The organism is Pseudodesulfovibrio sp. lm2024 (assembly GCF_051175575.1).
GTDB classification, from domain to species: domain Bacteria; phylum Desulfobacterota; class Desulfovibrionia; order Desulfovibrionales; family Desulfovibrionaceae; genus Pseudodesulfovibrio; species Pseudodesulfovibrio caledoniensis.
Genome location: NZ_CP195092.1, coordinates 2,372,831 through 2,393,707, shown reverse-complemented (window position 1 = coordinate 2,393,707; position 20,877 = coordinate 2,372,831). Strand labels below are relative to the sequence as shown.

The window sequence follows — 20,877 nt, the reverse complement described above, 5'->3', positions numbered from 1 at the left end:
GTGGGGTTGTGGCTGATTAGACAATTTCGTGTAGCCAGGCCAGTAGTTCCCTGGCTTGTTTGTCGATAGAAAATGTCTTTTCGGCGTGTTCCTTGAAGGTTCGCTTCAAGGAGAGCAATTGATCTTTTGGCATGTTCAGCAGCTTGGCCAGGATCGCGCGAAACTCCTTGCCTTCTCCGGCCGGTTCGACCAGAAGGCCGGTCAATTTCGGAGGCCAGATTTCTGGAGGGCCGCCGATGTTCCGGGCCACTGAAACCAGGCCATTGGCCATAGCCTCCTCAAGGGCGATGCCAAGGGGTTCGCAACCCGTAGGCAGAACGAATATGTCAGCCCTTTGCAGTTCTTTCTGCACATTCTTGACGAATCCGGTCCATTCGACCTGCTTGTCCAGCCCCAGCTTTCGGCATTGTTGTTTGAGTCGCTTTTCATCCCTGCCCGTGCCCACGATAATGCAACGGAAATCATATCCGTCCTTTTTCAGCAGCGAAAGCCCCTCGAGCAGGTGCCCGTGCTGTTTGTCCGGATTGAGTTGGCTGGTCGTGATGATTACCCGCGGGGCGTTGACGGACGCGGGCGGCGCAGGGCTTATCTCCGTGCCCGGATAAATGAATTCAAAAGGATAATCTTTATAGATGGGGACGGAGCGAAGCAATGCCTGTCTGACGAAATCGCTGCAGGTGACCAGGGCCGGCCTGAGCAGCCGTTGGGTCAATCTCGTCTTGAAGCGGTTCTGCACGTCGCCGGGCGCCCCAAGATGCTGGACCATGGGGATGCCCGCCAGCCGGGCGGCCACGCCGGCCGTACGCAGATCCTTGGAGATGTTCAAAATCAACATCTCGGTCCTGTGGGTTCTGAATAATCGCAGGAAAAAAAGAATTGAAAGAGGATTGAAATCAAAGCCGAATGCATGTTCCGTGGCCGGGATACCAAGAGCGCGGGCTTTGTCTATGAACGGCCCTGGCCGGCCCACGACGGCTGCATCATGCCCTAGTTTGCGCATGGCAAGGGCGTTGTCCAGTGACCACGTCTTGACCCCGCCCCATTTGCGTGTGGAATTGACGAAAAGGATATTCATGCTTTCTGCCGGGTAGTCCTCATGCGCGACTCGGAAAGGCCCCGCGCGAGTGTGTTTATGGGGCGCACCATAGGGGATATCAGATTAAAAGAAAAGGGAGTCCCGAAGGACTCCCCTTACCTGTTTTTGAAGGTGGTAACGTTAGAGAAATGCTTTTGACACGTTGTAGGCGAGTACGGCCATGACGAAGGCCAGGCCGGTGGAGCCGACCACGCTGAAGGCGGCCCAGCGCCAGCTCGACTCGCGGGCCATGGTCACCACGGTGACGAAGCAGGGCGCGTAGAGCATGGTGAAGATGATCAGGGCGATGGCCGTGGCCGTGGAGAAGGCCGGGTCGGCCACCAGCCGTTCGGACAGGGGCTGGGCCTCTTCGGCGTCCACTTCGCCCAGGGAATAGGCCGTGCCCAGGGTGGAGACGATCACTTCCTTGGCCGCGAAGCCGCCGGTCAGGGCGATGTTCACCCGCCAGTTGAAGCCGGCCAATTCGGTGACGGGCTCAAGCGCGGTGCCGATGCGGCCCGCGATGGTGTGGCGGACGGCCTCCTCGGCCTCGGCGTTGTCGATGGTGGTGATCTGCTCTTCGGACTGGGCCGCGGAGCGCTGGGCCTCGTACTGGGCCACGCGGTCGGCGGGCAGCTCGGGGAAGGTCATCATGGCCCAGAGCAGGATGGAGATGCCCAGAATGACGGTACCGGCCTTCTTGGCGTACTCCCAGGTGCGCTCCCAGGTGTGGATGAGCACGCCCTGCAGGGTGGGCATGCGGTAGGGGGGCAACTCCATGACGAACGGGGTGGACGCGCCCTTGATGACCGTGGAGCGCAGCAGGCGGGCCACGAGCAGGGCCATGACCCAGGCGGACAGGGTGATGATCAGCATGATCGTGGCCGAATCCTCGGGGAAGAAGGCGGCGGCCAGCATGAGGAAGACGGGCACCTTGGCGCCGCAGGTCATGTACGGGGCCACGAACAGGGTGGCCAGTTTCTCTTTGGGCGAGCGCAGGGTGCGGGTGGCCATGACGCCGGGCACGGCGCAGCCGCCCGCGATGCCGCCGGACACGATGAACGGCAGCACCGAGGTGCCGTGCAGGCCGAAGACCTTGAAGATGCGGTCGAGCATGTAGGCCATGCGGGCGATGTAGCCGGAGTCCTCCAGGGCGGAAATCATCAGGAACATGAACATGATCAGCGGCACGAAGCCGAGCACGCCGCCCACGCCGTCGATGATGCCGGAGACGATCAGCGACTGCAGGTGGCCCTCGGGTAGAATGTTGGTGGCCGTGTCGCCGAGCAGGCCGAAGAGCGATTCCAGCCAGCCCATGGGGATCTCGCCCACGGCAAAGGTGATTTCATAGATGAGATAGACGATGCCGAGCATGATCAGCGGGCCGAGAACCTTGTGGGTCAGGACCTTGTCCATCTTGTCGGAACGGCTGATGCGGTCCTCGCTGGAGGCGGGGTAGGTGACCACGTCCTTGATCATGGAGGCGATGAACCCGTAGCGGTAGTCGGCGATGAGCGCGTCGGGCCGCATGTTCAGGGTCTTCTGGGTGTGCTCGGCCACCTCGCGAGCCATGGCCTCGAGCTTTTCCGAGAGCATGGTGTTGGCCATGCGCCCTTTGACGATGACGTCCTCGTCGCGCTCCAGGTACTTGATGCCGACCCAGCGGGCGGGCGCTTTGTCGGTCAAAAATCCGGCCTCGGAGATCATCTTCTCCATCTCGCACAGGACCGGGTCCAGGTCCGGCCCGTACGAGATGTTCAGGGGTTTCCATTCCCCGTCCTGCTTCTCGGCGAGCTCCAGGGTGGAGCGCAGCAGCTCCTGCGCGCCCTGTCCGGAGCGGGCCACGGTCTCGACCACGGCGCAGCCGGACAGTTCCTCCAGGCGGGCGCTGTCGATTCGTTTGCCGGATTTGCGCACCTCGTCCATCATGTTCAGGCCGAGGATGAGCGGCACGCCGAGCTCCATGATCTGCACGGCCAGGTAGAGGTTTCGCTCAAGGGCATCGGCGTTCATGATGTCGATGACCGCCTGGGGCCGGTCGTCCACCAGGAAGTTCCGGGCGACCAGTTCTTCCTGGGTATAGGCGGTCAGGGAGTAGGTTCCGGGCAAGTCCACGAGCTCGACGGAGTCGGAACCGGCGTTGATGTGTCCGATCTTCTTTTCGACGGTCACGCCGGGCCAGTTGGCCACATGCTGGCGCGCCCCGGTCAGGGCGTTGAACATGGTGGTTTTGCCGCAGTTCGGGTTGCCTGCGATGCCGATGGTGTATGTACCCATGTGTTTAGTCCTCCAGAGGGGTGACGGTGATGTGGTCGGCCTCGCTGTTGCGCAAGGTCAGGGTGAAGTCGCGGAGTCTGAGGGCCACGGGGTCGCGCAGCGGGGCCTTGCCGATGACCGTGACCTCGGTGCCGGGAATCAGCCCCATGTCGCGGATGCGGCGGCCGAGTTCGCCGTCCGCGCTGACCGTTCTGATTTTCAGTTTCTGGTTGACCTTGGCTTTGCGTAAACACATGTCTTGAGCCATCTTGATGATCCTCGAAAGAGTTTGTTGAGAATTGTTCTCAACGGTTGGTCAAAAAAAATTACCTTGAGCCGCAGCAGTCGTGCTTGTCCGGACTGTCCTTGATGCCGGAGCATGAGCCGGACTGTCCGCAGCCGCCACATCCGCAGCCGGGCTGCTTGGCGGTGAAGGATCTGAATATCCTGCGACCCACGAAAAAGGCCGCTACGGCGATGATGGCCACGACGATGATGGTGTCGAGCATGTGAAATCCCCCAAAGTTTCTTCCGGCAGCGTCGCCGGACATTCACTTGATAGTGATGTTGAGAATCAAAGTCAAGTGAAAAGCCGTAAAAAAACGCGCGTCGGTCACGAAGGCAGAAAGGCCCGGTATTCCTTGTCTTCCGCCGGATTTTATGGTCATATGCCACCCATCGACCGCGTGATGATAATGGTAATGACCGCGCGCGGCAACCGCTAACATCGAACTGTCACGGAGAGCCCCATGGATGACGACGGAAGGGATTTCATGCAATGGATCGATGTCCTGGCCAAGGGCATCATCGCCGGCGCGGCCATCGGCTATCTCTTCAGCTTCACGGGCATGATGGCCCCGGGCAAGGCCGTGGCCCTGGGCGGCCTGGCCGGCTGCCTCGCGTCCATCACCTTCAAGAACCGGCAGGACGACAAGAAAGACAAGTAGCGGTCGGCCGTCAGTCGCGGGGCGTAATCAGGAAGGTGTTCAGGCACAGCTGTTTCACTGTCACCTCCGGCAGTCCGGGTTCCGCAGCGCGCAGCCCCCGAATCCTCCGCTCCACCTCTTCTCTACGCAATCTGGAAAATTTGTTCAGCGCGTAACGGACCTTGCGTCCGTTACGGCCCGGCTGGCGCGCGCGCAACAGCTTGCTCAGATATTTGCGCCAGCACTTGGCTTGGCCCAGCGGTCCCAAGGGGGCGGGCAGCCAAGTATCCACGCCCTCGGCGTGACGCGCGGCCAGTTCGGCGATGGCCTCGGCCGCGCAGCCGTTGACGTTGGCCAAGTACGGAGACAGCTTGCCAATGAGTTTTCGGCGGGTTTCCTCGGGCATGGCCCCTTGCTCGATGCGGGCCAGGGCTTCGTCCGGGGAAGTGACCCGGTGTCCGATGGTGGTCATCAACGTGGCCGATCCCTCGATGCCCTCATAGGGTTCGTATTGCAGGACCAGCTTTCCCATCAGGGTGGCTTCCATGCCTGTTGTGCAGTCGTGGTGTATGACCGCTCCGGCGGACGCTATCCATTCCCTGGCGGAGCCCTGTTTGGTAATGAACACGTTGGACATCCCCGAGAGTTTCTCCCGGTAGAACTCCTCTCCCTCTCCGGGGTGGGGCCGGACAACGATATGTCGGTCCGGGAAGCGTGCGGCCGCCGCCTTGGCCAACTCTATGAGAGCCAGGGCGGTCCGTTCCTGATGGTCGCAACGATTCTTGAGGTGAGCCAGGTATTCAGGCGTGCCGTAGACCTTCCATTCGTCCATGCGGGCGAGCATTTTCATGTAGTAATCGAAGCCCATCTGGTGGTTGAACAGGGCGAAGCTGGTGTTGATCAGCAGATAGTTCTCGCCATGTTCTCGGCGAATGGTCTCATTAAGGAAATAGGGCACGAAAGTCGGTGAGACCAAGTCGAAGGAAGGATGGCCGGTGACCGCCAATCGGTCGTGCAGGGACTCGGGGATCAGTTTGAAAAGAGTGTTTTGTTGATTCTTGCCCCATACGCAGATTTTGGTCACGCAGTCCGCCACCTTGGCGAAGTTGGCCTGCATTTCCCGGGGCTGATCCACGAACCCCTGACCCTCGGCGTTGATGTTCAGGACAACGCCGCCCTTGCTCAGGATTTGCTCGTTTGTCTTTCGGTGCTGGTCTTTGTCGAAGAAGACGACCGGGGCTTCACCATCAAGCGTATATCGTCCGACCATGTGGTCGCCGATGAGCATGGGCAGGCCTTTGGCCGCCAGATGCAGGGCCAAGTATAGGATACCGTCCAACTCCCGGTTGATAGTCTCTATCTGGTATGCGCAGAGCATAGGTGATTTGGCCTACCAGGCCGTCCAGCCGCCATCGACCATCAGATTCTGGCCGGTGACGTAAGCGGACAGGTCGCTGGCGAGGTAGAGCAGGGCGCCCTTCATGTCCTCTTCGGTGGCCATGCGGCCCATGGGGGTGCGGGCCTCGTAGCGGGCGACGAACTTCGGGTCCTGGCCGCGGGCCACGCCGCCGGGGCAGATGGAGTTGACCCGCACGTCCGGAGCCAGCACCGTGGAAAGGTAGCGGGTCAGCTGGATCAGGCCGCCTTTGGACGCCCCGTAGGCCGCCGGGTTGCCCATCCTGGTGTCGTCGTACAGGGACATGTCCGGGCCGACCACGCCGTAGGTGGAGCCGATGTTGACGATGGAGCCGCGCCCGGACTCACGGAGCCACGGAGTGGCCGCCTGGATCAGGGCGAACGGGGCGGTCAGGTTGGTCTCCAGCGCGGCGCGCCAGGTATTCACGGACTGCTCCTCGAAGGGGACCACCCAGCCGGTCAGGTTGGAAGTGCCCACGAAGGCGGCGCAGTTGACCAGGATGTCCAGGCCGCCAAGCTTTGCGGCCACCTTGCCCGGGGTCGCGACCACGGCCTTTTCGTCTGCCAGGTCCAGGGCTATCCCCATGGTTTTGACCGACCACTGCCCGGCCACGCGCGCGGCGGATTCGTCCACGAGGGCCGTGTCCACGTCCAGCATGGCGACGTTCGCCCCGGCCTCGGCCAGGGTGTCGCAAAAGGCTTGGCCGATGTGTCCGGCCCCGCCCGTAACCAAAGCGGTCCGGCCGGTCAGGTCCATCAGTTCCTTGATGCTCTTCATTGGTTCCGCTCCATCAGGAATTGCGCAAAGGCGAAATCCTGTTCGGTGTCGATGTCCAGGGCGCGCTCGGGCGGAATGACGACCGCCTTGACCCTTCCCTGGAACACCCCTTCGTGTCTTTTGATGAAATCCGGCGTGGTCACGTAGCAGACCGTGGTCAGGTCGTAGATGGGCGGGGCGTCCTGGCGGCGGGTGATGCGCTCGCCCGGCGGCATGGCGATGGCCGCGTAGCCGTCGCCGCTCATGGTGACCATGTTGAAGGACGGGTGGCGTTCGGCGGGCCGGGCCGTGACCACCATGTCGCAGCCGCCTTGCTCGAACAGCTCGATGCAGTCGCGCACGTCCTTGGCGATGCGCAGGGGCGCGGTGCAGGGCAGGGAGACGAACAGGTCGAAATCGTCCTCCGCTTCCACTGCATCTACCGCGTGCCGCCAGGCCAGCCACTCGGGCGCGTGATCGCGGGCCAGCTCGGCCGGGCGCATGAACGGGACCTCGGCCCCGTATTCCTCGGCCACGGCCGCGATCTTCGGGTCGTCCGTGGACACGATGATCCGGTCGAGCAGGCCGCAGTCCCGGCCCGCGCGGATGGCGTGGGCTATGAGCGGCAGGCCGCCCAGGGGGCGGATGTTCTTGCCGGGCACGCCCTTGGAGCCGCCCCGGGCGAAAATGAATCCGTAGCGCTTCATGATGCGGACACCCATACCTGTTGTTCGGCACATTGTTCCAGGGTTTCGATCAATCCGACCAGGGCCAGCCCCTGTTTGTAGGTACACGGCGTGGGGTCGCCCACGGCCATGGCCTCCAGCTGGCGGCGGTAGGTGATGTCACGCTCCACCGAAAATTCCTCCACCGCGCCGTTCACGGTGAGCATGCCCGCCATGAAGTCGGCGCGCACGGTCATGTCCGCGCAGGTGATGTCGTAGCCGCGATGGGTGGACCGGCTGAGATAGTCCATGTGCACGCCGACCACGGGGCAGCGCTCGGTCTCCATGAGCACGGCGAACTGGTCGTCCGAGTCGATGGCCAGGTCGCTGTGGTGGCCGCCCATGGCCGTGGCCCGCTTCCAACCGCCCAAAAGAAACTGGGCCAGGTCCAGCTCGTGGGACAGGTCGCGCAGCACGCCCCCGCCCTTGGCCCGGCTGGCCGAGTAGCTCTTGGTGTAGTCCTGGCCCGGCCGCCAGTCCGGCAGGTACTGGCCCACGGCGAAACGCGCGTTCAGGACCTTGCGCCCGGCCAGCAGTTCGCGGGTGCGGGTTACCATGGGGTGGAAGCGCAGGTTGTAGGCCACGAACACGTTATTGGCGGGTGCGGGGTCGATCTCGCGGACCTTCTCGAAAAGCGGCTTTTCCACCAGGATGCGGCCCGTAAACCCGTCCTTGAGCAATCCCTTGAGGTTCGCGGCGTGTTCCACCGTGGCCGTGGAGATCACGGCCAGCCAGGGGGCGGTCCGCTCCAGGGCCGCCTGAATGCTCGGGAAGGTCGGATAGGGGCATTCTTTGTTGCGGGTGACGCAGGCCACCTCGTGGCCCATGGACGCGAGCAGGCGAGCGTGGCGGGCTCCGATGGAGCCGTAGCCGATAATCAGGGCGTGCATGGTCTAGCAGCCCTCTTCGCGCATCCGGAAATGCATATCGTAGTCGCAGTTGGCCTGGTCGAAATCCTGTTTGCGGCCGATGTCCATCCAGTACTCGTGGATGGGGAAGGCCGCCGTGGTTTCGCCTTTGTCCATGAGCCTGCCGAACAAGGTGGGCATATCCAGGTATTCGTTTTTCGGGATGGCCGAGGCCACGTCCGGTTCGAGCACGTAGATGCCCGCGTTGACGAAAAACTTGTGGGTCGGCTTTTCTTCGAGCTTGGTGATGCGGTGGTCTTTCACCTTGACCACGCCGTAGGGCACCTGGATGTCGAAGCGGCGCACGGCCATGGTCGCCCTGGCCCCCTGCTCGCGGTGGAAGGCGAGCATGCCCGGAAAATCCACCTTGGTCAGCAGGTCGCCGTTCATGACGAAGACCGGCGCGTCCGGCTTCTCCGGGATGAGGCCCACGGCCCCGGCCGTGCCGAGCTGTTTGTCCTCGCGCAGGTAGCGGATCTCCACCCCGTGCCTGGAGCCGTCGCCGAAGTATTCCTCGACCATGTCCGCACGGTAGTTGACCGAGATGTAGAACTTGCCGAAGCCGTATTCCGCGAACTGGTCCAGGATGGTCTTGAGCAGGGGCTTGTTGCCCACGTTCAAGAGCGGCTTGGGGCAGTCCTCGGTCAGGGGGCGCAACCGCTGGCCCAGGCCGCCGGCCATGAGCACCACCCAGTTGTCGCGGCGCTCGGGGGTGATGACGTCGAGCAGGGTGCGCAGGCCAGCCACCCGGCCTTCGTCGTCAAGCAGCGGCACCTGGCGGATTTCCCGCTCGCGCATGGTGGCCAGCAGGGAGGTCTGGTCCTCGTCGGGGCTGGCCGAGAAGAATCTGGTCTCCATGATCTCCACGGCCGGGGATTCCAGGGCCTTGCCCGCCAGCAGGCCGCGCCGGATGTCGCCATCGGTTATCACCCCGGCAAGTTTACCGTTTTCCGCGACCAACATGACGATCTGCAGGGAGGCCTGGTTCAAGGTCTCCACCGCATCCCGCATGGTGGCCGTTATGGGGATGATGGCGTTTCTCCAATCTTTCATTGGTATATTCCTCAATCCTTGGACAGGCGGTAGTCGATGTCGAAGAAGGGCTTGGCCCTTTGGGGGGCGCCCCGTTTCAGGATGTCCAGCATGCGCTGGCTGGTGCCGTATTTTTCATACGGGTTCCGGGCCTGCTTGGCAATGTCCGCCCCCTGGGGCGACAGGGCCTGACGCAGGGTACGGGCCACGGCGTTGGCGTCGGGGCCGCAGTCGAAGACCGAGGCTGCCCGTTCGCGGCCCTTCTGGCGGTCGCCGACGTTGATTGTGGGAACGTTGAAGCTCGGGGCCTCCAGGATGCCGGACGAGGAGTTGCCCGCCACGGCCGCGCACAGCCGCATGGCCGACAGATAGCGGACCAGCCCCAGGGACGGAGTGACCAGGGTGCGCCCGGGAAAGCGGGCGTGGAGCTTGGCGGCGCGGGCGTCCACCATGGAACCGCCCGGGTCGGCGTTGGCCCCGGTGATCAACGCCGTCAGGGAGGCGTCCTCGGCCAGTACGGTCTCGAGTCCGGCGAAGAAACCTTCGGTCTCGGCTGCGCCGTCCTCGGCCAGGGTGACCGGATGGTAGGTGACCAGCAGAAACCTGTCGCCCAAGGAAAAATCGAGGTCCGTTTCCAGGGTATCCCGGTCCATGAGCTGTACGGTCTTGACGTTTTCCACGCCGAGCGCGCCCACGTTGAAGACCGTGTCCGGGGTTTCACCCAGCTGTATGACCCGTTTGCGGTAGGGCTCGCAGGAGGTGAAGTGGAGCCGGGAGAGCTTGGTGATGGCGTGGCGGAACTGTTCGTCCACGGCGCCCTCGGTGGTTTCGCCGCCGTGGATGTGGGCCACGGGCATGCCCAGTAGGTTGGCCGCCGTTGCGCAGGCCAGACATTCCCAGCGGTCACCCAGGAGGACCAGCAGGTCCGGTTTGATGCCGTCCAGGGCGCGGGCGCAGCCGGACACCGCCTCGCCCATGGCCAGGGCCACGCCCAGGCGGGAGTCGTCGTCCAGCGGCAAAACCACCTCGGCCCCGATGGCGAAACCATCGGCCCGGATGGCGTCCACGGTATGGCCGTGTCGTTCGGACAGGTGAGAACCCGTGACCAGCAGGGTCAGTTCCGTGTCCGCGTCCGCTTCGAGTCGCTTCAGGAGCGGGGTGAGCAGGCCGTATTCGGCGCGGGTGCCGGTGAAGACGCAGATTTTCACAGATCTATGCCCTCGCCGGGTTGGAAATCCCGTTTCGCGGTCATGCTCATGACCTCGTCCCAACGCATGGGCGAGACGCCGCCGCAACCCGTACGTCGGGCGGTCACGTTGGCCTCGGAAAATGGCTCGCCCGCCTTTATGGGGGTGGCCGCCACCAGGAACCGCCGGGCGATGTCGATGTTTGCGCGCTCGGAGGGGCTGGGCTGCTTCACGCCGTCGCCCAGGGCCAGCTCCACCTCGCGCACGGACCGGACCATGGCGGTCAACTCGACCGGGTCCATGGAGGCGGCGTGGTCCGGGCCGGGCATGGTCTTGTCCAGGGTGAAATGCTTTTCGATCACGGTCGCGCCCATGGCCGCACCGGCCACGGCGCAGGTGATGCCCGGCGTGTGGTCCGAGTAGCCCACGCGGCACTCGGGAAACGTCTCGGCCAGAGTGGCCATGGCCCGTAGATTGGCGTCGGCCAGAGGCGTCGGGTACTGGGTATTGCAGTGGAGCACGGTGATCCGCGCGGCCGGGGTGCCCGCCTCGGTCAGGACGGCCACGGCGTCCCGCACCTCGTCCAGGGTGGTCATGCCCGTGGACAGGATGACCGGCAGCCCCTTGGCCCCCACCTTGCGCAGGTACGGCAGGTTGGTGATTTCGCCGGACGGGATTTTGATCACAGGCACGCCCATGTCGATGAGCATGTCCAGGCTGTCCGCGTCGAACGGGGTGGACAGGAAGGCGATGGAGCGCGCGCGGCAGTGGTCCATGAGCAGGGCGTGCGCGTCCACGTCCAGTTCGAGCTTCTTGAGCATATCGAACTGGGACTCTCCGGCCCCGGACGTCTCTTTCTGGTAGTCGGCCTTTTGCGCGGAACCGGTGACGATCTCCTCGGCCCGGAAGGTCTGGAACTTGACCGCGTCGGCCCCGGCCTCGGCGGCCAGGTCGATGAGCTTCCTGGCCAGTTCCATGTCGCCGTTATGATTCACGCCCGCCTCGGCGATGATGAAGATCGGTTCGCGTAGTGCAGTCATGGCTTGAGCCTCGGCCCGCTGGGCAGGTTCACGGCCCGTTCGGCCAGCTGCCGGGCGTTGGGCAGGCCGTCGTTTTCGTGGTTTGCGTACATGGGCAGGTCGGCCATGAGCGCCCACAGGGGGCGGGTCATGACGCCCGCGTCGTTGGATTCTGCCAGGAATTTGTCGCGCTGCCCTTGATCCTTGAAGAGCACGGTGTTCAGCCAGTAGTTGGACAGGCACCCCTGCGGGGCGTCCACGTAGTCGATGCCGTCCACGTTCGTGAAAAAGTCTCTGTAAGCCGCTGCCACGGCCCGTTTGTCGGCCAGGATTTCGTCGAGCTTCTCCATCTGCGCACAGCCCAGGGCCGCGTTGATGTTGGGCATGCGGTAGTTCCAGGCCACGGCGTCGTGGCGGAACTCCCAGCGGTGCGGCACCTTGGCCGTGGCGGTCATGTGCTTGACGTGTCCGCCCAGTTCCTCGTCGCCCGCTAAGATCATGCCCCCGCCGCCGGTGGTGATGGTCTTGTTGCCGTTGTAGCTGAGCACGCCGAGCTTGCCGAAGGTGCCCAGGTGCTGTCCGTCCAGGAAGGAGCCCAGCCCCTCGGCCGCGTCTTCCACCACCGGGATGGAGTGCCGCTCGCAAACGGCGCAGATCTCGCGGATGCGGCAGGCGTGGCCCAGGATGTGGACCGGCACGCACGCCTTGACCTGCGGGATGTCCTCGGGGTGGGCGTCGAGCCACCTTTCGAGCGCCCTGGGGCTCATGCCCAGGGTGTCGGGGTCGGAGTCGATGAAGATGGGGATCGCGCCGGTGTTGGAGATGGCGTTGGCCGTGGCCACGAAGGTCAGCCCCTGGGTCAGGACCAGGTCGCCGTGCCCCACGCCGACCAGCTCCAGCGCGGCGGTCAGGCCGCAGGTGCCGTTGACCACGGCCACGGCCCGCTTCGCGCCGGTGAAGTCGCGGGTCATCTCCTCGAATCGGGTCACGTATTCGCCCACGCTGGACACGAAGGTGGTGTCGATGCAGTGGGTCAGATATTCCTTTTCCCGCCCGGTGAAGACCGGAGCGTGCAGGGGAATGAAGGCTTCCGGCTCGCCGTAGAGCTGCCGTATGAACTGGATGATGTCGTCCACGATTTATCCTAGATATTGTATATGTCGGCCTTGTAGCGCCGCAGGTTGTCCGGGTCGGCGAACCACTCGGCGGTCAGCTTGAGGCCCCGCTTGAAGCCGTTGAGCCCGCCGAATTCCGGCTCCCAGCCGCACAGCCGCTTGGCCTTCTCGTTGCCCGCGAACAGCCGTTCCACCTCGCTCTTGGCCGGGCGGATGCGCTCCTGCTCGCAGACGATCTCGATGTCCGCGTTCATGACCTCGGCGATGGCCTTGGCCGTGTCGCCGATGGACACCTCGAATCCGCTGCCCACGTTGACCACCTCGCCCACGCAGGCGTCTGATTGGGTCACGGCCTCGAAGCCGCGCACCGTGTCGGACACGAAGTTGAAGTCGCGGGTGGGCGTCAGGGCCCCGAGCTTGATTTTTTCGGCCCCGTTGCCGATCTGGGTGATGACCGTGGGGATGACCGCGCGGGCGGACTGTCGGGGGCCGTAGGTGTTGAACGGTCGGATGATGGACACTGGGGTCTCGAAGGCGTTGTAAAAGCTCATGGCGATCTGGTCCGCCCCGATCTTGGTGGCCGAGTAGGGCGATTGGCCCTGCAGCGGGTGGTCCTCGGTGATGGGCACGAATCGCGCCGTGCCGTAGACCTCGCTGGTGGAGGTGACCACGCACCGTGAAACACCCAGGTCGCGGGCCGCCTGGACCACGTTCAGCGTGCCCTTGACGTTGGTGTCCACGTAGGTGTCCGGGGAGTGGTAGGAGTAGGGGATGGCGATGAGCGCGGCCAGGTGCATGACCACGTCGCATCCCTTCATTGCCTCGTGCACCCCGTTGGGATCGCGGATGTCGCCCGCGAATATCTCCAGGGAGTTCCGGATCTCCTTGGGCGATTCGTCGAGCCAGCCCCAGGAGTTGAAGGAGTTGTACAGGACAAAGGCACGGACCGTGTAGCCCTGCCGGACCAGGTGTTCCACCAGGTGGGAGCCGATGAATCCGTCCGACCCGGTGACCAGTATTTTCTTGTTATTGAGATGCATGGCGCTCCAACGGCGTTGGCCGTGAAAATGGCGAATGATGATGCTCCACTGTATATATCCTGTCCATGCCTATGGCAAGGCGCGGCGGGAACGGCCTGGGCGGTGCGACCGCTCACTTGAGCTTGAGGGCGAGCAGGCGCAGGGCCTCGTCCAGGCACTCCTCGGGGAGGAAGGTCTCCAGACACTCCAGGGTGTCGCAGGAGTTCTTGTTGCAGGAGCGGCAGGGCAGCCCCTTGTCCACGCTGGAGTGGCGCTCGGACTTGGGACACCAGCCGAATCCGGTGGCCCCGTGGATAGCCAGAGACGGGGTGTCCACGGCCACGGCGAAGTGCCTGGGGGCCGAGCAGTTACCCACGTGCAGCGCGGCCTTTTCCTGGATCGCGGCCATCTCGCGCAGGGTCAGCATGTGCTCGGAGATGACCGTGCCTTGGCCCGCCAGTTCGGCCACCTTGCGGGCCACGTCGAGTTCGCCCGGGCCGTAGAGGATGAAGAACTTGAGGTCGGGGTGCTTTTCGCGCATGAGCTTGATTAGCCCGGCGAAGTGACGTTCGGGCCATTTGCGGGTGATCCGCCGGTGGGATGGATCGATGGTCACGAAGCGGTTCGGCTCCATGCCTTCGGTGCGGATGAACTCGTCGGCCCAGGCCCGCTCCTCGTCGGTCAGGTACAGCTTGGGCAGTTGGCCCTCCCAGTCGATGCCTAGCGGGCGCAGGATGGACGCCTTGAGCATGGCCGCATAGCCGTGGATCACGTCGCTGAAGTGGGTGTAGAAGAACCGGTTGTACCAGGCCGTGTGCTGGGTCAGTTTGACCGGCGCGCCTGAGAACATGATCACGTACCGGCAGCGGGGCAGCCGCTGGAAATCCACGATAAGGTCGTAGCCTGCGCGGCCCACCTTGCGGTACCAGAGCAAGGCCTTGAGCGGGTTCTTGAGTTCCTTCTTGTCGATGGCCCAGACGTGGGACAGGTGGGGGTTGTTTTCCACCACCGGAAGGCACTTCTTTTCGGTCAGCAGATGGATCTCCGCGTCCGGGAAACGTTCCTTCAGCAGCTGTATGGACGGCGTGGACAGGAGCACGTCGCCGATCTGCCTGAGCTGGCAGACCAGAATCTTTTTCGGGTGCAGATTGGAAATATCTTTCATTGCGGTCGGTTTTGGGGACGGCCGGGGGGCCGTCCGTAATATGGGCGCAGACATACACCGGTTTCAGGTCAGGCACAAGCGCCGACTGGGACCTTGTCCCGGCAGGGCCGAAACGTCCGTTTTCCGGGGACGGAGGGGATGCTCCCCCCCCCCCGCACCGGGCCGGATGCCGAACCATTCGCGCTCACTGCGGCTTTGGATAACCGCCTTGTCAGACGCGGAGTTCCCCTGTATAGCGTGCGGGTTGCGCAACGGCTCGCAATGGCCGGAAGTTCGCGTCTGTTGACGCCTGACCCCATGAGCATATAGTGAGTTTTCATGTCTATCGAGAAGAAAATCAAATCCATCGACGAACTCGTCGATCTCGTCGCCGAACTGAAGAAAGAGGGGAGGAGGGTCGTGCATTGCCACGGCGTCTTCGACCTGCTGCATATCGGCCATATTCGGTATTTCCGCCAGGCCGCCCAGTGGGGCGACGTGCTGGTCGTGACCGTGTCCCCGGACCGCTTCGTGGACAAGGGACCGCACCGGCCCGCCTTTGGGGAGCAGCTCCGCGCCGAGGGCGTGGCCTCCCAGGACGTGGTCGACTTTGTGGCCATCAACGAGTGGCCCACGGCCGAGGAATTGTTGCGCAAGCTTCGGCCCGACGTGTACGTCAAGGGGTCGGATTTCCAGTCCATCGACGCCGACCCCACGGGCAAGCTCCGTTTGGAGGCCGACGTCTGCGCCGAAATCGGGGCCGAACTCCGGCTGACCCAGGATATCGTCTTTTCCTCCACCAATCTGATCAACCGGTTCATGTCCTCTTTTTCCGATGAGGTGCGGGATTACCTGGAGATGTTCCGCTCCCGGTATTCCCTTGCCGACGTGGAGAACGTCCTCGACCGGGTGTCCAGGCTCAAGGTCACGGTTGTCGGCGATACCATTTTGGACGATTATCAATACTGCTCGCCGCTCGGGGCTTCGTCCAAGGAACCGGTCATGGCCTTCAGCCACACCGGCGGCGATCTGTTCGCGGGCGGGGTGCTGGCCATCGCCAATCATCTCTCCAATCTGGTGGCTTCGGTGGACATGTTCACCGTGCTCGGCGAGACCGACACGCAGGAGGATTTCATCCGCGCGAACCTCAACCCGAACGTGACCCCGCATTTTGCCTACCAACGCAACGCCCCGACCCTGCGCAAGCGCCGCTATATCGAAGGCTATTCCATGGTCAAACTGTTCGAGATCTACCACATGGACGACTCCGGACTGGATCCCGAACGGGACGCGGCCATGCGCGAACAGTTGAAAACGGCTGCCGAGGGGGCCGACGTTGTGGTAGCCGCCGACTTCGGTCACGGGGCCATCAGCGTCAAGACTCGTGAGTCCCTGAGCCAGGCCCGATACTTGGCGGTTAATACCCAGGCCAACGCGGGCAACCGGGGCTTCCACACCATTTCCGCTTACGGGCGGTGCGATTTCGTCAGTCTGGCCGAGCCCGAGCTTCGTCTGGACGCCCGGGACAAGATCACCGGTGTCACTCCGCTGACCGACGACCTGCGTGAACGCGTGGGCGCGTCCATGGTGGCGATCACGCGGGGCAAAAAGGGTTCCTATGTCCAGACCGGCGAAGGCGTGGGCGTGCTGGTGCCCGCCTTCGCCCACAAGGTGGTGGACAAGATTGGCTCAGGCGACGCCTTTTTTTCCGTGGCCTCCCTGGTGGCCGGACTGCGAGACGTCTCGCCTGAGATCGTGGCCTTCCTCGGCAACGTGGCCGGAGCCATCGCCGTGGGCATCATCGGCAATCAGAAGTCCGTGACCAAGCAGGCCATCATGAAACACGTCACTTCCCTGTTGAAGTAATGGGGCGGAGCAGCATGGCAAAGATTTTCGACCGATCCCGGCTCAAGGTCCTGCCCCTGGAACAGCGGCAGCACGATCTCACTCTCGACGTGGTCAGGGACCTCGCCCCGGCCGCGATCTCGGACCCCAAGCTGGCGGCCGTGGCCGAGCGCATCCGCCAGGCCAAGGAGCGGGGCGCGTCCGTCATCCTGATGATGGGGGCCCACGTCATCCGCGCCGGGGTGCAGCGGTTCATCATCGACCTCATGGAGCAGGGGTACATCTCCTGCCTGGCGGGCAACGGGGCGTGCGCCATCCACGATTTCGAGTTCGCCCTCATTGGCCAGACCACCGAGTCCGTGGCCCGGTACATCCGCGACGGGCAGTTCGGCCTGTGGAAGGAGACCGGCCGGCTCAACGACATCGTCAGCCAGGGAGCAAAGCAGGACATGGGCGCGGGCGAGGCCATCGGCAAGGCCGTCCACGAGGGCTATTTCCCGTACAAGGAGACCAGCCTGTTCGCAACCGCCTACCGGCTGGGCATCCCGTTCACGGTCCACGTGGGCATCGGCTCGGACATCATCCACGAGCACCCCAACTGTGACGGCGCGGCCTGGGGCAAGGCGTCCTACACCGATTTCCTCTATTATACCTCGGTCCTCGAAAACATCGAGGGCGGGGTGGTCATGAACTTCGGCAGCGCCATCATGGCCCCTGAGGTCTATCTCAAGGCGCTCTCCATGGTCCGTAACGTAGCCGTTCAGGAAGGACGGGAGATAAAGCGGTTCACCTCGCTCGTCTGCGACCTGCGCGACCTGCCCGAAAACGTTTCCGCCGAGGCTCCCAGGGGCAGCGCGGACTACTATTTCCGGCCCTGGAAGACCATGCTCGTGCGCACCGTTGACGATGGAGGGGAAAGCTTCTATGTACGGGCATCACACGCAGAGACGGTCCCCCAGCTGTGGACCGCCGTAACCCAAAGCTGACCGGGAAGACACGCATGGGTTGGACGACATCCCTTCGGGAGCTGACGAACGCGCTCGAACATCTGGTGATCACCGACGGGCAGGGCGCGGTCCTTGAGGTGGACGCCGGGTACGCCCTGTTGCGGGACTGGATCATCGCCTGCCGCGAGGACAGGCGACGCGTCTATTTCGTGGGCAACGGGGCCAGCGCCTCCATGGCCAGCCATTTTTCCACCGATCTGGCCAAGAACGCCGAGGTCCCCACCGAGGTCTTTACCGACTGCTCGCTGGTCACGGCCACGGGCAACGATTTCGGCTACGAGCAGACCTTCGCCTACCCGCTGGGCCAGCGCATGGTGGCGGGCGAGGTGCTCATCGCCATCAGCAGCTCGGGCAATTCGCCCAATGCCGTGGCCGCCGTGGAAAAGGCGCGGGAGCTCTCCGGCCGGGCGGTGACCGTGACCGCCATGTCCCCCGACAACCGCATGCGCGCCCTGGGCGATCTCAATTTCTACCTGCCCGCACAGACCTATGGCATGGCCGAGAGCGGGCACGGGGCTGTGCTGCACCATCTAATTGACCTGTTTTACGAAAGGTAAGTTGTTTCAATGTCTGATAAATACGGTATAGACAGCCACAAGCTGCACTACCACCCGGACCGCGTGGCCCGGTGGATGGAAGGGGCCAATATTTACCCCGTCTACATGGAGATCAGCCCGTCCGGGACGTGCAACCACCGCTGCGTCTTCTGCGCTCTGGATTTCATGGAGTACCAGAAGCGTTTCCTGGACACGGCCATTTTGAAGGGACGGCTGACCGAGATGGCCGGGCTGGGGCTGAAGAGCGTCATGTACGCGGGAGAGGGCGAGCCGCTCCTGCACAAGGATATGGTCGAGATCACCCGCCACGGTAAGAGCGTGGGCATTGACCAGGCGTTCACCACCAACGCCACCCTGATGAAGCCCGCCATCAGCGAGCGCATCATGGACGTGACTTCCTGGATCAAGGTCAGCTGCAATGCGGGGACGCCGGAGAGCTATGCAAAGGTCCACCGGACCAAGGCCGCCCATTTCGATCAGGTGCTGTCCAACCTGGAGGCGGCAGTGGAGATCAGGGCCAGGCACGGTTACGACTGCACCCTGGGCATGCAGATTCTGCTCCTGCCGGAGACGCGCGGCGAGGTCGTGCGCCTGGCCGAGACTGCCCGGGACATCGGCCTAGACTACCTGGTGGTCAAACCGTACTCTCAGCATCCCAAGTCCAACACGGACGAATACAAGGACATTGAGTACACCAATGTGGACGGTTTGTCCGAAGAGTTGGACGCGGTTCGCACCGAATCCTTTCAGCCCATCCTGCGGCTCAATACCATCAAGAAGTGGCAGGAGAAGGACCGCCCCTACGAGCGCTGCCTCGGGTTGCCGTTCTGGTCCTACATGGATGCGGGTGGCAACATATGGGGCTGTTCCATGTTCCTGGGCGACGACCGCTTCAACTACGGCAACATTCACGATCAGACTTTTAAGGCAATCTGGGAAGGCGAGAAACGGATCAAGGCCATGGGTTGGTTCAACGAGTCCTTCGACCCTTCGGTCTGCCGCATCAACTGCCGGATGGACGAGATCAACCGTTATCTCTGGAATCTCGCCAATCCTCCGGCGCACGTGAATTTCATCTAGCTGAAGCATACCTGGTGGTAATAGTATTATGATCGATTCCGTAAGAAAGAAGCATGAGGCCGCCATGGCCGCGCCTCTGGACGACCGTTCCATGGCGTTGCGCGGGCGCGTGGTGGACACGCTGGAATGCGCGGGCAGGGGGCATGTGGCCTCGGCCTTGTCGCTCATGGAAATCATGCGGGTGCTCTACGACGACGTCCTGCGTTTCGATTCAGCCAGACCCGACTGGAAGGAGCGGGATCGTTGTATCCTGAGCAAAGGGCATGGTTGCCTCGCCCAGTACGTCCTGCTGGCCGACAAGGGGTACTACGCCCCGGAACGGCTCCAAGAGTTCTGCGGCTGCGATGCGCTGCTCGGCGGGCATCCTTGCGCCAACAAGATTCCCGGCGTGGAGATATCCACCGGGGCGCTCGGCCATGGACTTCCCGTGGGCGTGGGGATGGCCTTAAACGCCCGACTCGAGGGCCGGGACAATCGGGTCTTTGTCATCATGGGCGACGGCGAGTGCAACGAGGGGTCAATTTGGGAGGCCGCCCTGGCCGCCGGCAAGCATAAGCTGGGTAACTTGGTGGCCATGGTGGACTACAATAAATACCAGTCCTACGCCGAGACCTGCGAGGTCTTGGAGTTGGAGCCGTTCGCAGCCAAATGGGAGGCCTTCGGCTTCCGCTGCGTCGAGGTCAACGGTCATGATGTCGAGGCCCTGCGCGAGGTTTTGGCACGGGATGAGGCCGCATCCGACAAGCCTCTGGCGGTCATCTGCCACACGGTCAAGGGTAAGGGCATCGATTTTGTCGAGAACAACCTGGCCTGGCACCACAAGAGCAAACTCCCCGTAGACGAAATAGCCGCCATGCGGAAATGCCTCGAAGGATAATCCATGCGCAAGAAATGCCTTGAAATGGTTCACGAACTCGCCCGTAAGGACGAACGGATAGTGTACATCGCCTCGGATCCGGGGCAGAAGACGCTTGACGCCATGCTTCGGGAATTACCCGATCAGTTCCTGGTGGAGGGCATCAGCGAACAGAACGTGGTCGGCATGGCCGCGGGCATGGCGCTGGAAGGGCGGATTCCCTACGTCAACACCATCGCCACCTTTTTCGTCAGGCGCGCGCTCGAGCAGATCGCCATGGACCTGTGCCTGCACGACCTGCCGGTGCGCCTGATCGGCAACGGCGGCGGGCTGGTTTACGCGCCGCTCGGTTCCACCCACCTGGCCGTGGAGGACATCGCCCTGATGCGCGCGCTGCCGAACATGACCATCGTGGCCCCGGCCGACGCCGAGGAGATGGAGCGGTTCATGCGCGTGTCCGTGGACTGGCCGCACCCCATCTACATCCGACTGGCCAAGGGATACGACCCAATCGTCACCGATCCGGCCAAGCCGTTCGTCATCGGCAAGGGCCAGGTCTACGGCGACGGCGCGGACGCCCTGCTGGTGACCACCGGCATCGGGCTGCGCGTCTGCAAGGGCGCGGCCGAGCTTTTGGAGAAGCAGGGCGTCAAGGCCACCATCCTGCATCTGCCCACGGTCAAACCGCTGGACAGCGAACTGCTCATCGAACTGATGGGCAAGGCCGGGGCCGTGGTCTCCGTGGAGGAGCACACCGTTATCGGCGGTCTGGGGTCCGCCGTGGCCGAGACCATGCTCGAGGCCGGGCTGTACCGACCCTTCAAGCGGGTGGGCGTTCCGGACGTGTTCCCGGATCACTACGGCACCCAGAACGAGATCATGGAGCGCTACGGCATCTGGCCCGAGCCGCTGGCCGAGACCGTGACCGGGCTGCTCAAGGTCCAAGGATAGCT

At 63.3% G+C, this 20,877-nt stretch carries 22 protein-coding genes; 8 read left to right on the top strand and 14 right to left on the bottom strand.

Annotation, left to right across the window (positions count from 1 at the left end):
• Positions 1 to 16 precede the first annotated feature (16 nt).
• The 4 genes from ACR42D_RS11405 to ACR42D_RS11390 all read right to left on the bottom strand — a co-directional run bounded on the left by ACR42D_RS11405 (position 17) and on the right by ACR42D_RS11390 (position 3,840).
• A complete protein-coding gene (locus tag ACR42D_RS11405) occupies positions 17 to 1,075 on the bottom strand; it encodes a glycosyltransferase (RefSeq protein ID WP_484566927.1) in 1,059 nt (352 codons plus the stop codon).
• A gap of 141 nt (positions 1,076 to 1,216) precedes the next feature.
• Complete coding sequence (feoB, locus tag ACR42D_RS11400; RefSeq protein WP_484566926.1) at positions 1,217 to 3,352, bottom strand: ferrous iron transport protein B; 2,136 nt, start codon at positions 3,350 to 3,352, stop codon at positions 1,217 to 1,219.
• 4 nt (positions 3,353 to 3,356) lie between these two features.
• A complete protein-coding gene (locus ACR42D_RS11395) occupies positions 3,357 to 3,599 on the bottom strand; it encodes a FeoA family protein (protein WP_071543966.1) in 243 nt (80 codons plus the stop codon).
• A gap of 58 nt (positions 3,600 to 3,657) precedes the next feature.
• On the bottom strand, positions 3,658 to 3,840 hold the full coding sequence (locus ACR42D_RS11390; protein ID WP_484566925.1) for a FeoB-associated Cys-rich membrane protein: 183 nt from the start codon (positions 3,838 to 3,840) through the stop codon (positions 3,658 to 3,660).
• On the opposite strand from ACR42D_RS11390, the gene ACR42D_RS11385 reads away from it, so the two are divergent.
• Both ACR42D_RS11385 and ACR42D_RS11380 read left to right on the top strand, forming a co-directional pair.
• On the top strand, positions 3,841 to 4,056 hold the full coding sequence (locus tag ACR42D_RS11385; RefSeq protein WP_484566924.1) for a hypothetical protein: 216 nt from the start codon (positions 3,841 to 3,843) through the stop codon (positions 4,054 to 4,056).
• A gap of 24 nt (positions 4,057 to 4,080) precedes the next feature.
• Positions 4,081 to 4,278: a hypothetical protein gene (locus ACR42D_RS11380; RefSeq protein WP_484566923.1), complete on the top strand. Its 198-nt coding sequence runs from the start codon at positions 4,081 to 4,083 to the stop codon at positions 4,276 to 4,278.
• Positions 4,279 to 4,288: 10 nt separating this feature from the next.
• Here ACR42D_RS11380 and ACR42D_RS11375 read toward each other — a convergent pair whose 3' ends face one another.
• From ACR42D_RS11375 to ACR42D_RS11330, 10 genes are all read right to left on the bottom strand, one after another.
• A complete protein-coding gene (locus tag ACR42D_RS11375) occupies positions 4,289 to 5,635 on the bottom strand; it encodes a surface carbohydrate biosynthesis protein (protein WP_484566922.1) in 1,347 nt (448 codons plus the stop codon).
• 12 nt (positions 5,636 to 5,647) lie between these two features.
• A complete protein-coding gene (locus tag ACR42D_RS11370; protein ID WP_484566921.1) occupies positions 5,648 to 6,451 on the bottom strand; it encodes an SDR family oxidoreductase in 804 nt (267 codons plus the stop codon).
• Complete coding sequence (locus tag ACR42D_RS11365) at positions 6,448 to 7,137, bottom strand: acylneuraminate cytidylyltransferase family protein (RefSeq protein WP_484566920.1); 690 nt, start codon at positions 7,135 to 7,137, stop codon at positions 6,448 to 6,450. Before ACR42D_RS11365 ends, ACR42D_RS11370 begins: the two co-directional genes overlap by 4 nt.
• Positions 7,134 to 8,045 (bottom strand): Gfo/Idh/MocA family protein, encoded by a 912-nt coding sequence (locus ACR42D_RS11360; RefSeq protein ID WP_484566919.1) that lies wholly within the window; start codon positions 8,043 to 8,045, stop codon positions 7,134 to 7,136. The genes ACR42D_RS11365 and ACR42D_RS11360 overlap by 4 nt, the downstream gene beginning before the upstream one ends.
• A gap of 3 nt (positions 8,046 to 8,048) precedes the next feature.
• The gene (locus ACR42D_RS11355; protein ID WP_484566918.1) at positions 8,049 to 9,116 is read right to left on the bottom strand and encodes a nucleotidyltransferase family protein; all 1,068 of its coding nucleotides are present in this window, start codon (positions 9,114 to 9,116) and stop codon (positions 8,049 to 8,051) included.
• A gap of 11 nt (positions 9,117 to 9,127) precedes the next feature.
• The gene (gene neuC, locus ACR42D_RS11350; protein ID WP_484566917.1) at positions 9,128 to 10,303 is read right to left on the bottom strand and encodes a UDP-N-acetylglucosamine 2-epimerase; all 1,176 of its coding nucleotides are present in this window, start codon (positions 10,301 to 10,303) and stop codon (positions 9,128 to 9,130) included.
• Positions 10,300 to 11,322 carry an N-acetylneuraminate synthase gene (neuB, locus tag ACR42D_RS11345; protein ID WP_484566916.1) on the bottom strand — a complete coding sequence of 341 codons (1,023 nt, stop codon included), beginning with the start codon at positions 11,320 to 11,322 and terminating at the stop codon, positions 10,300 to 10,302. The genes neuC and neuB overlap by 4 nt, the downstream gene beginning before the upstream one ends.
• Positions 11,319 to 12,437 carry a LegC family aminotransferase gene (locus tag ACR42D_RS11340; protein WP_484566915.1) on the bottom strand — a complete coding sequence of 373 codons (1,119 nt, stop codon included), beginning with the start codon at positions 12,435 to 12,437 and terminating at the stop codon, positions 11,319 to 11,321. Before ACR42D_RS11340 ends, neuB begins: the two co-directional genes overlap by 4 nt.
• A gap of 8 nt (positions 12,438 to 12,445) precedes the next feature.
• Positions 12,446 to 13,456 carry an NAD-dependent 4,6-dehydratase LegB gene (locus ACR42D_RS11335; RefSeq protein ID WP_484566914.1) on the bottom strand — a complete coding sequence of 337 codons (1,011 nt, stop codon included), beginning with the start codon at positions 13,454 to 13,456 and terminating at the stop codon, positions 12,446 to 12,448.
• 112 nt (positions 13,457 to 13,568) lie between these two features.
• Complete coding sequence (locus tag ACR42D_RS11330; protein ID WP_484566913.1) at positions 13,569 to 14,600, bottom strand: glycosyltransferase family 9 protein; 1,032 nt, start codon at positions 14,598 to 14,600, stop codon at positions 13,569 to 13,571.
• A gap of 318 nt (positions 14,601 to 14,918) precedes the next feature.
• Between ACR42D_RS11330 and ACR42D_RS11325 the strand changes: the two genes are divergently transcribed.
• From ACR42D_RS11325 to ACR42D_RS11300, 6 genes are read left to right on the top strand one after another with little or no spacing between them, the layout of a single operon-like run.
• On the top strand, positions 14,919 to 16,445 hold the full coding sequence (locus ACR42D_RS11325; RefSeq protein WP_484566912.1) for a PfkB family carbohydrate kinase: 1,527 nt from the start codon (positions 14,919 to 14,921) through the stop codon (positions 16,443 to 16,445).
• A 14-nt stretch (positions 16,446 to 16,459) separates the two neighbouring features.
• Positions 16,460 to 17,410, top strand: a complete 951-nt coding sequence (locus tag ACR42D_RS11320) for a GSU2086 family protein (RefSeq protein ID WP_484566911.1) — start codon at positions 16,460 to 16,462, stop codon at positions 17,408 to 17,410.
• A gap of 14 nt (positions 17,411 to 17,424) precedes the next feature.
• A complete protein-coding gene (locus tag ACR42D_RS11315) occupies positions 17,425 to 17,988 on the top strand; it encodes an SIS domain-containing protein (protein WP_484566910.1) in 564 nt (187 codons plus the stop codon).
• Between the two features lie 9 nt (positions 17,989 to 17,997).
• A complete protein-coding gene (locus ACR42D_RS11310) occupies positions 17,998 to 19,068 on the top strand; it encodes a radical SAM protein (protein WP_484566909.1) in 1,071 nt (356 codons plus the stop codon).
• A gap of 28 nt (positions 19,069 to 19,096) precedes the next feature.
• Positions 19,097 to 19,945, top strand: a complete 849-nt coding sequence (locus ACR42D_RS11305; protein ID WP_484566908.1) for a transketolase — start codon at positions 19,097 to 19,099, stop codon at positions 19,943 to 19,945.
• 3 nt (positions 19,946 to 19,948) lie between these two features.
• Entirely contained in the window at positions 19,949 to 20,875 is a 927-nt protein-coding gene (locus tag ACR42D_RS11300) for a transketolase family protein (RefSeq protein WP_484566907.1), read from the top strand.
• The last annotated feature ends 2 nt before the right edge of the window (positions 20,876 to 20,877 follow it).

Coding starts and splice junctions, on each gene's coding strand:
- ACR42D_RS11405 (WP_484566927.1), bottom strand. CDS start 1,075: ATGAATATCCTTTTCGTCAATTCCACACGCAAATGGGGCGGGGTCAAG.
- feoB (WP_484566926.1), bottom strand. CDS start 3,352: ATGGGTACATACACCATCGGCATCGCAGGCAACCCGAACTGCGGCAAA.
- ACR42D_RS11395 (WP_071543966.1), bottom strand. CDS start 3,599: ATGGCTCAAGACATGTGTTTACGCAAAGCCAAGGTCAACCAGAAACTG.
- ACR42D_RS11390 (WP_484566925.1), bottom strand. CDS start 3,840: ATGCTCGACACCATCATCGTCGTGGCCATCATCGCCGTAGCGGCCTTT.
- ACR42D_RS11380 (WP_484566923.1), top strand. CDS start 4,081: ATGGATGACGACGGAAGGGATTTCATGCAATGGATCGATGTCCTGGCC.
- ACR42D_RS11375 (WP_484566922.1), bottom strand. CDS start 5,635: ATGCTCTGCGCATACCAGATAGAGACTATCAACCGGGAGTTGGACGGT.
- ACR42D_RS11370 (WP_484566921.1), bottom strand. CDS start 6,451: ATGAAGAGCATCAAGGAACTGATGGACCTGACCGGCCGGACCGCTTTG.
- ACR42D_RS11365 (WP_484566920.1), bottom strand. CDS start 7,137: ATGAAGCGCTACGGATTCATTTTCGCCCGGGGCGGCTCCAAGGGCGTG.
- ACR42D_RS11360 (WP_484566919.1), bottom strand. CDS start 8,045: ATGCACGCCCTGATTATCGGCTACGGCTCCATCGGAGCCCGCCACGCT.
- ACR42D_RS11355 (WP_484566918.1), bottom strand. CDS start 9,116: ATGAAAGATTGGAGAAACGCCATCATCCCCATAACGGCCACCATGCGG.
- neuB (WP_484566916.1), bottom strand. CDS start 11,322: ATGACTGCACTACGCGAACCGATCTTCATCATCGCCGAGGCGGGCGTG.
- ACR42D_RS11335 (WP_484566914.1), bottom strand. CDS start 13,456: ATGCATCTCAATAACAAGAAAATACTGGTCACCGGGTCGGACGGATTC.
- ACR42D_RS11330 (WP_484566913.1), bottom strand. CDS start 14,600: ATGAAAGATATTTCCAATCTGCACCCGAAAAAGATTCTGGTCTGCCAG.
- ACR42D_RS11325 (WP_484566912.1), top strand. CDS start 14,919: ATGTCTATCGAGAAGAAAATCAAATCCATCGACGAACTCGTCGATCTC.
- ACR42D_RS11320 (WP_484566911.1), top strand. CDS start 16,460: ATGGCAAAGATTTTCGACCGATCCCGGCTCAAGGTCCTGCCCCTGGAA.
- ACR42D_RS11315 (WP_484566910.1), top strand. CDS start 17,425: ATGGGTTGGACGACATCCCTTCGGGAGCTGACGAACGCGCTCGAACAT.
- ACR42D_RS11310 (WP_484566909.1), top strand. CDS start 17,998: ATGTCTGATAAATACGGTATAGACAGCCACAAGCTGCACTACCACCCG.
- ACR42D_RS11305 (WP_484566908.1), top strand. CDS start 19,097: ATGATCGATTCCGTAAGAAAGAAGCATGAGGCCGCCATGGCCGCGCCT.
- ACR42D_RS11300 (WP_484566907.1), top strand. CDS start 19,949: ATGCGCAAGAAATGCCTTGAAATGGTTCACGAACTCGCCCGTAAGGAC.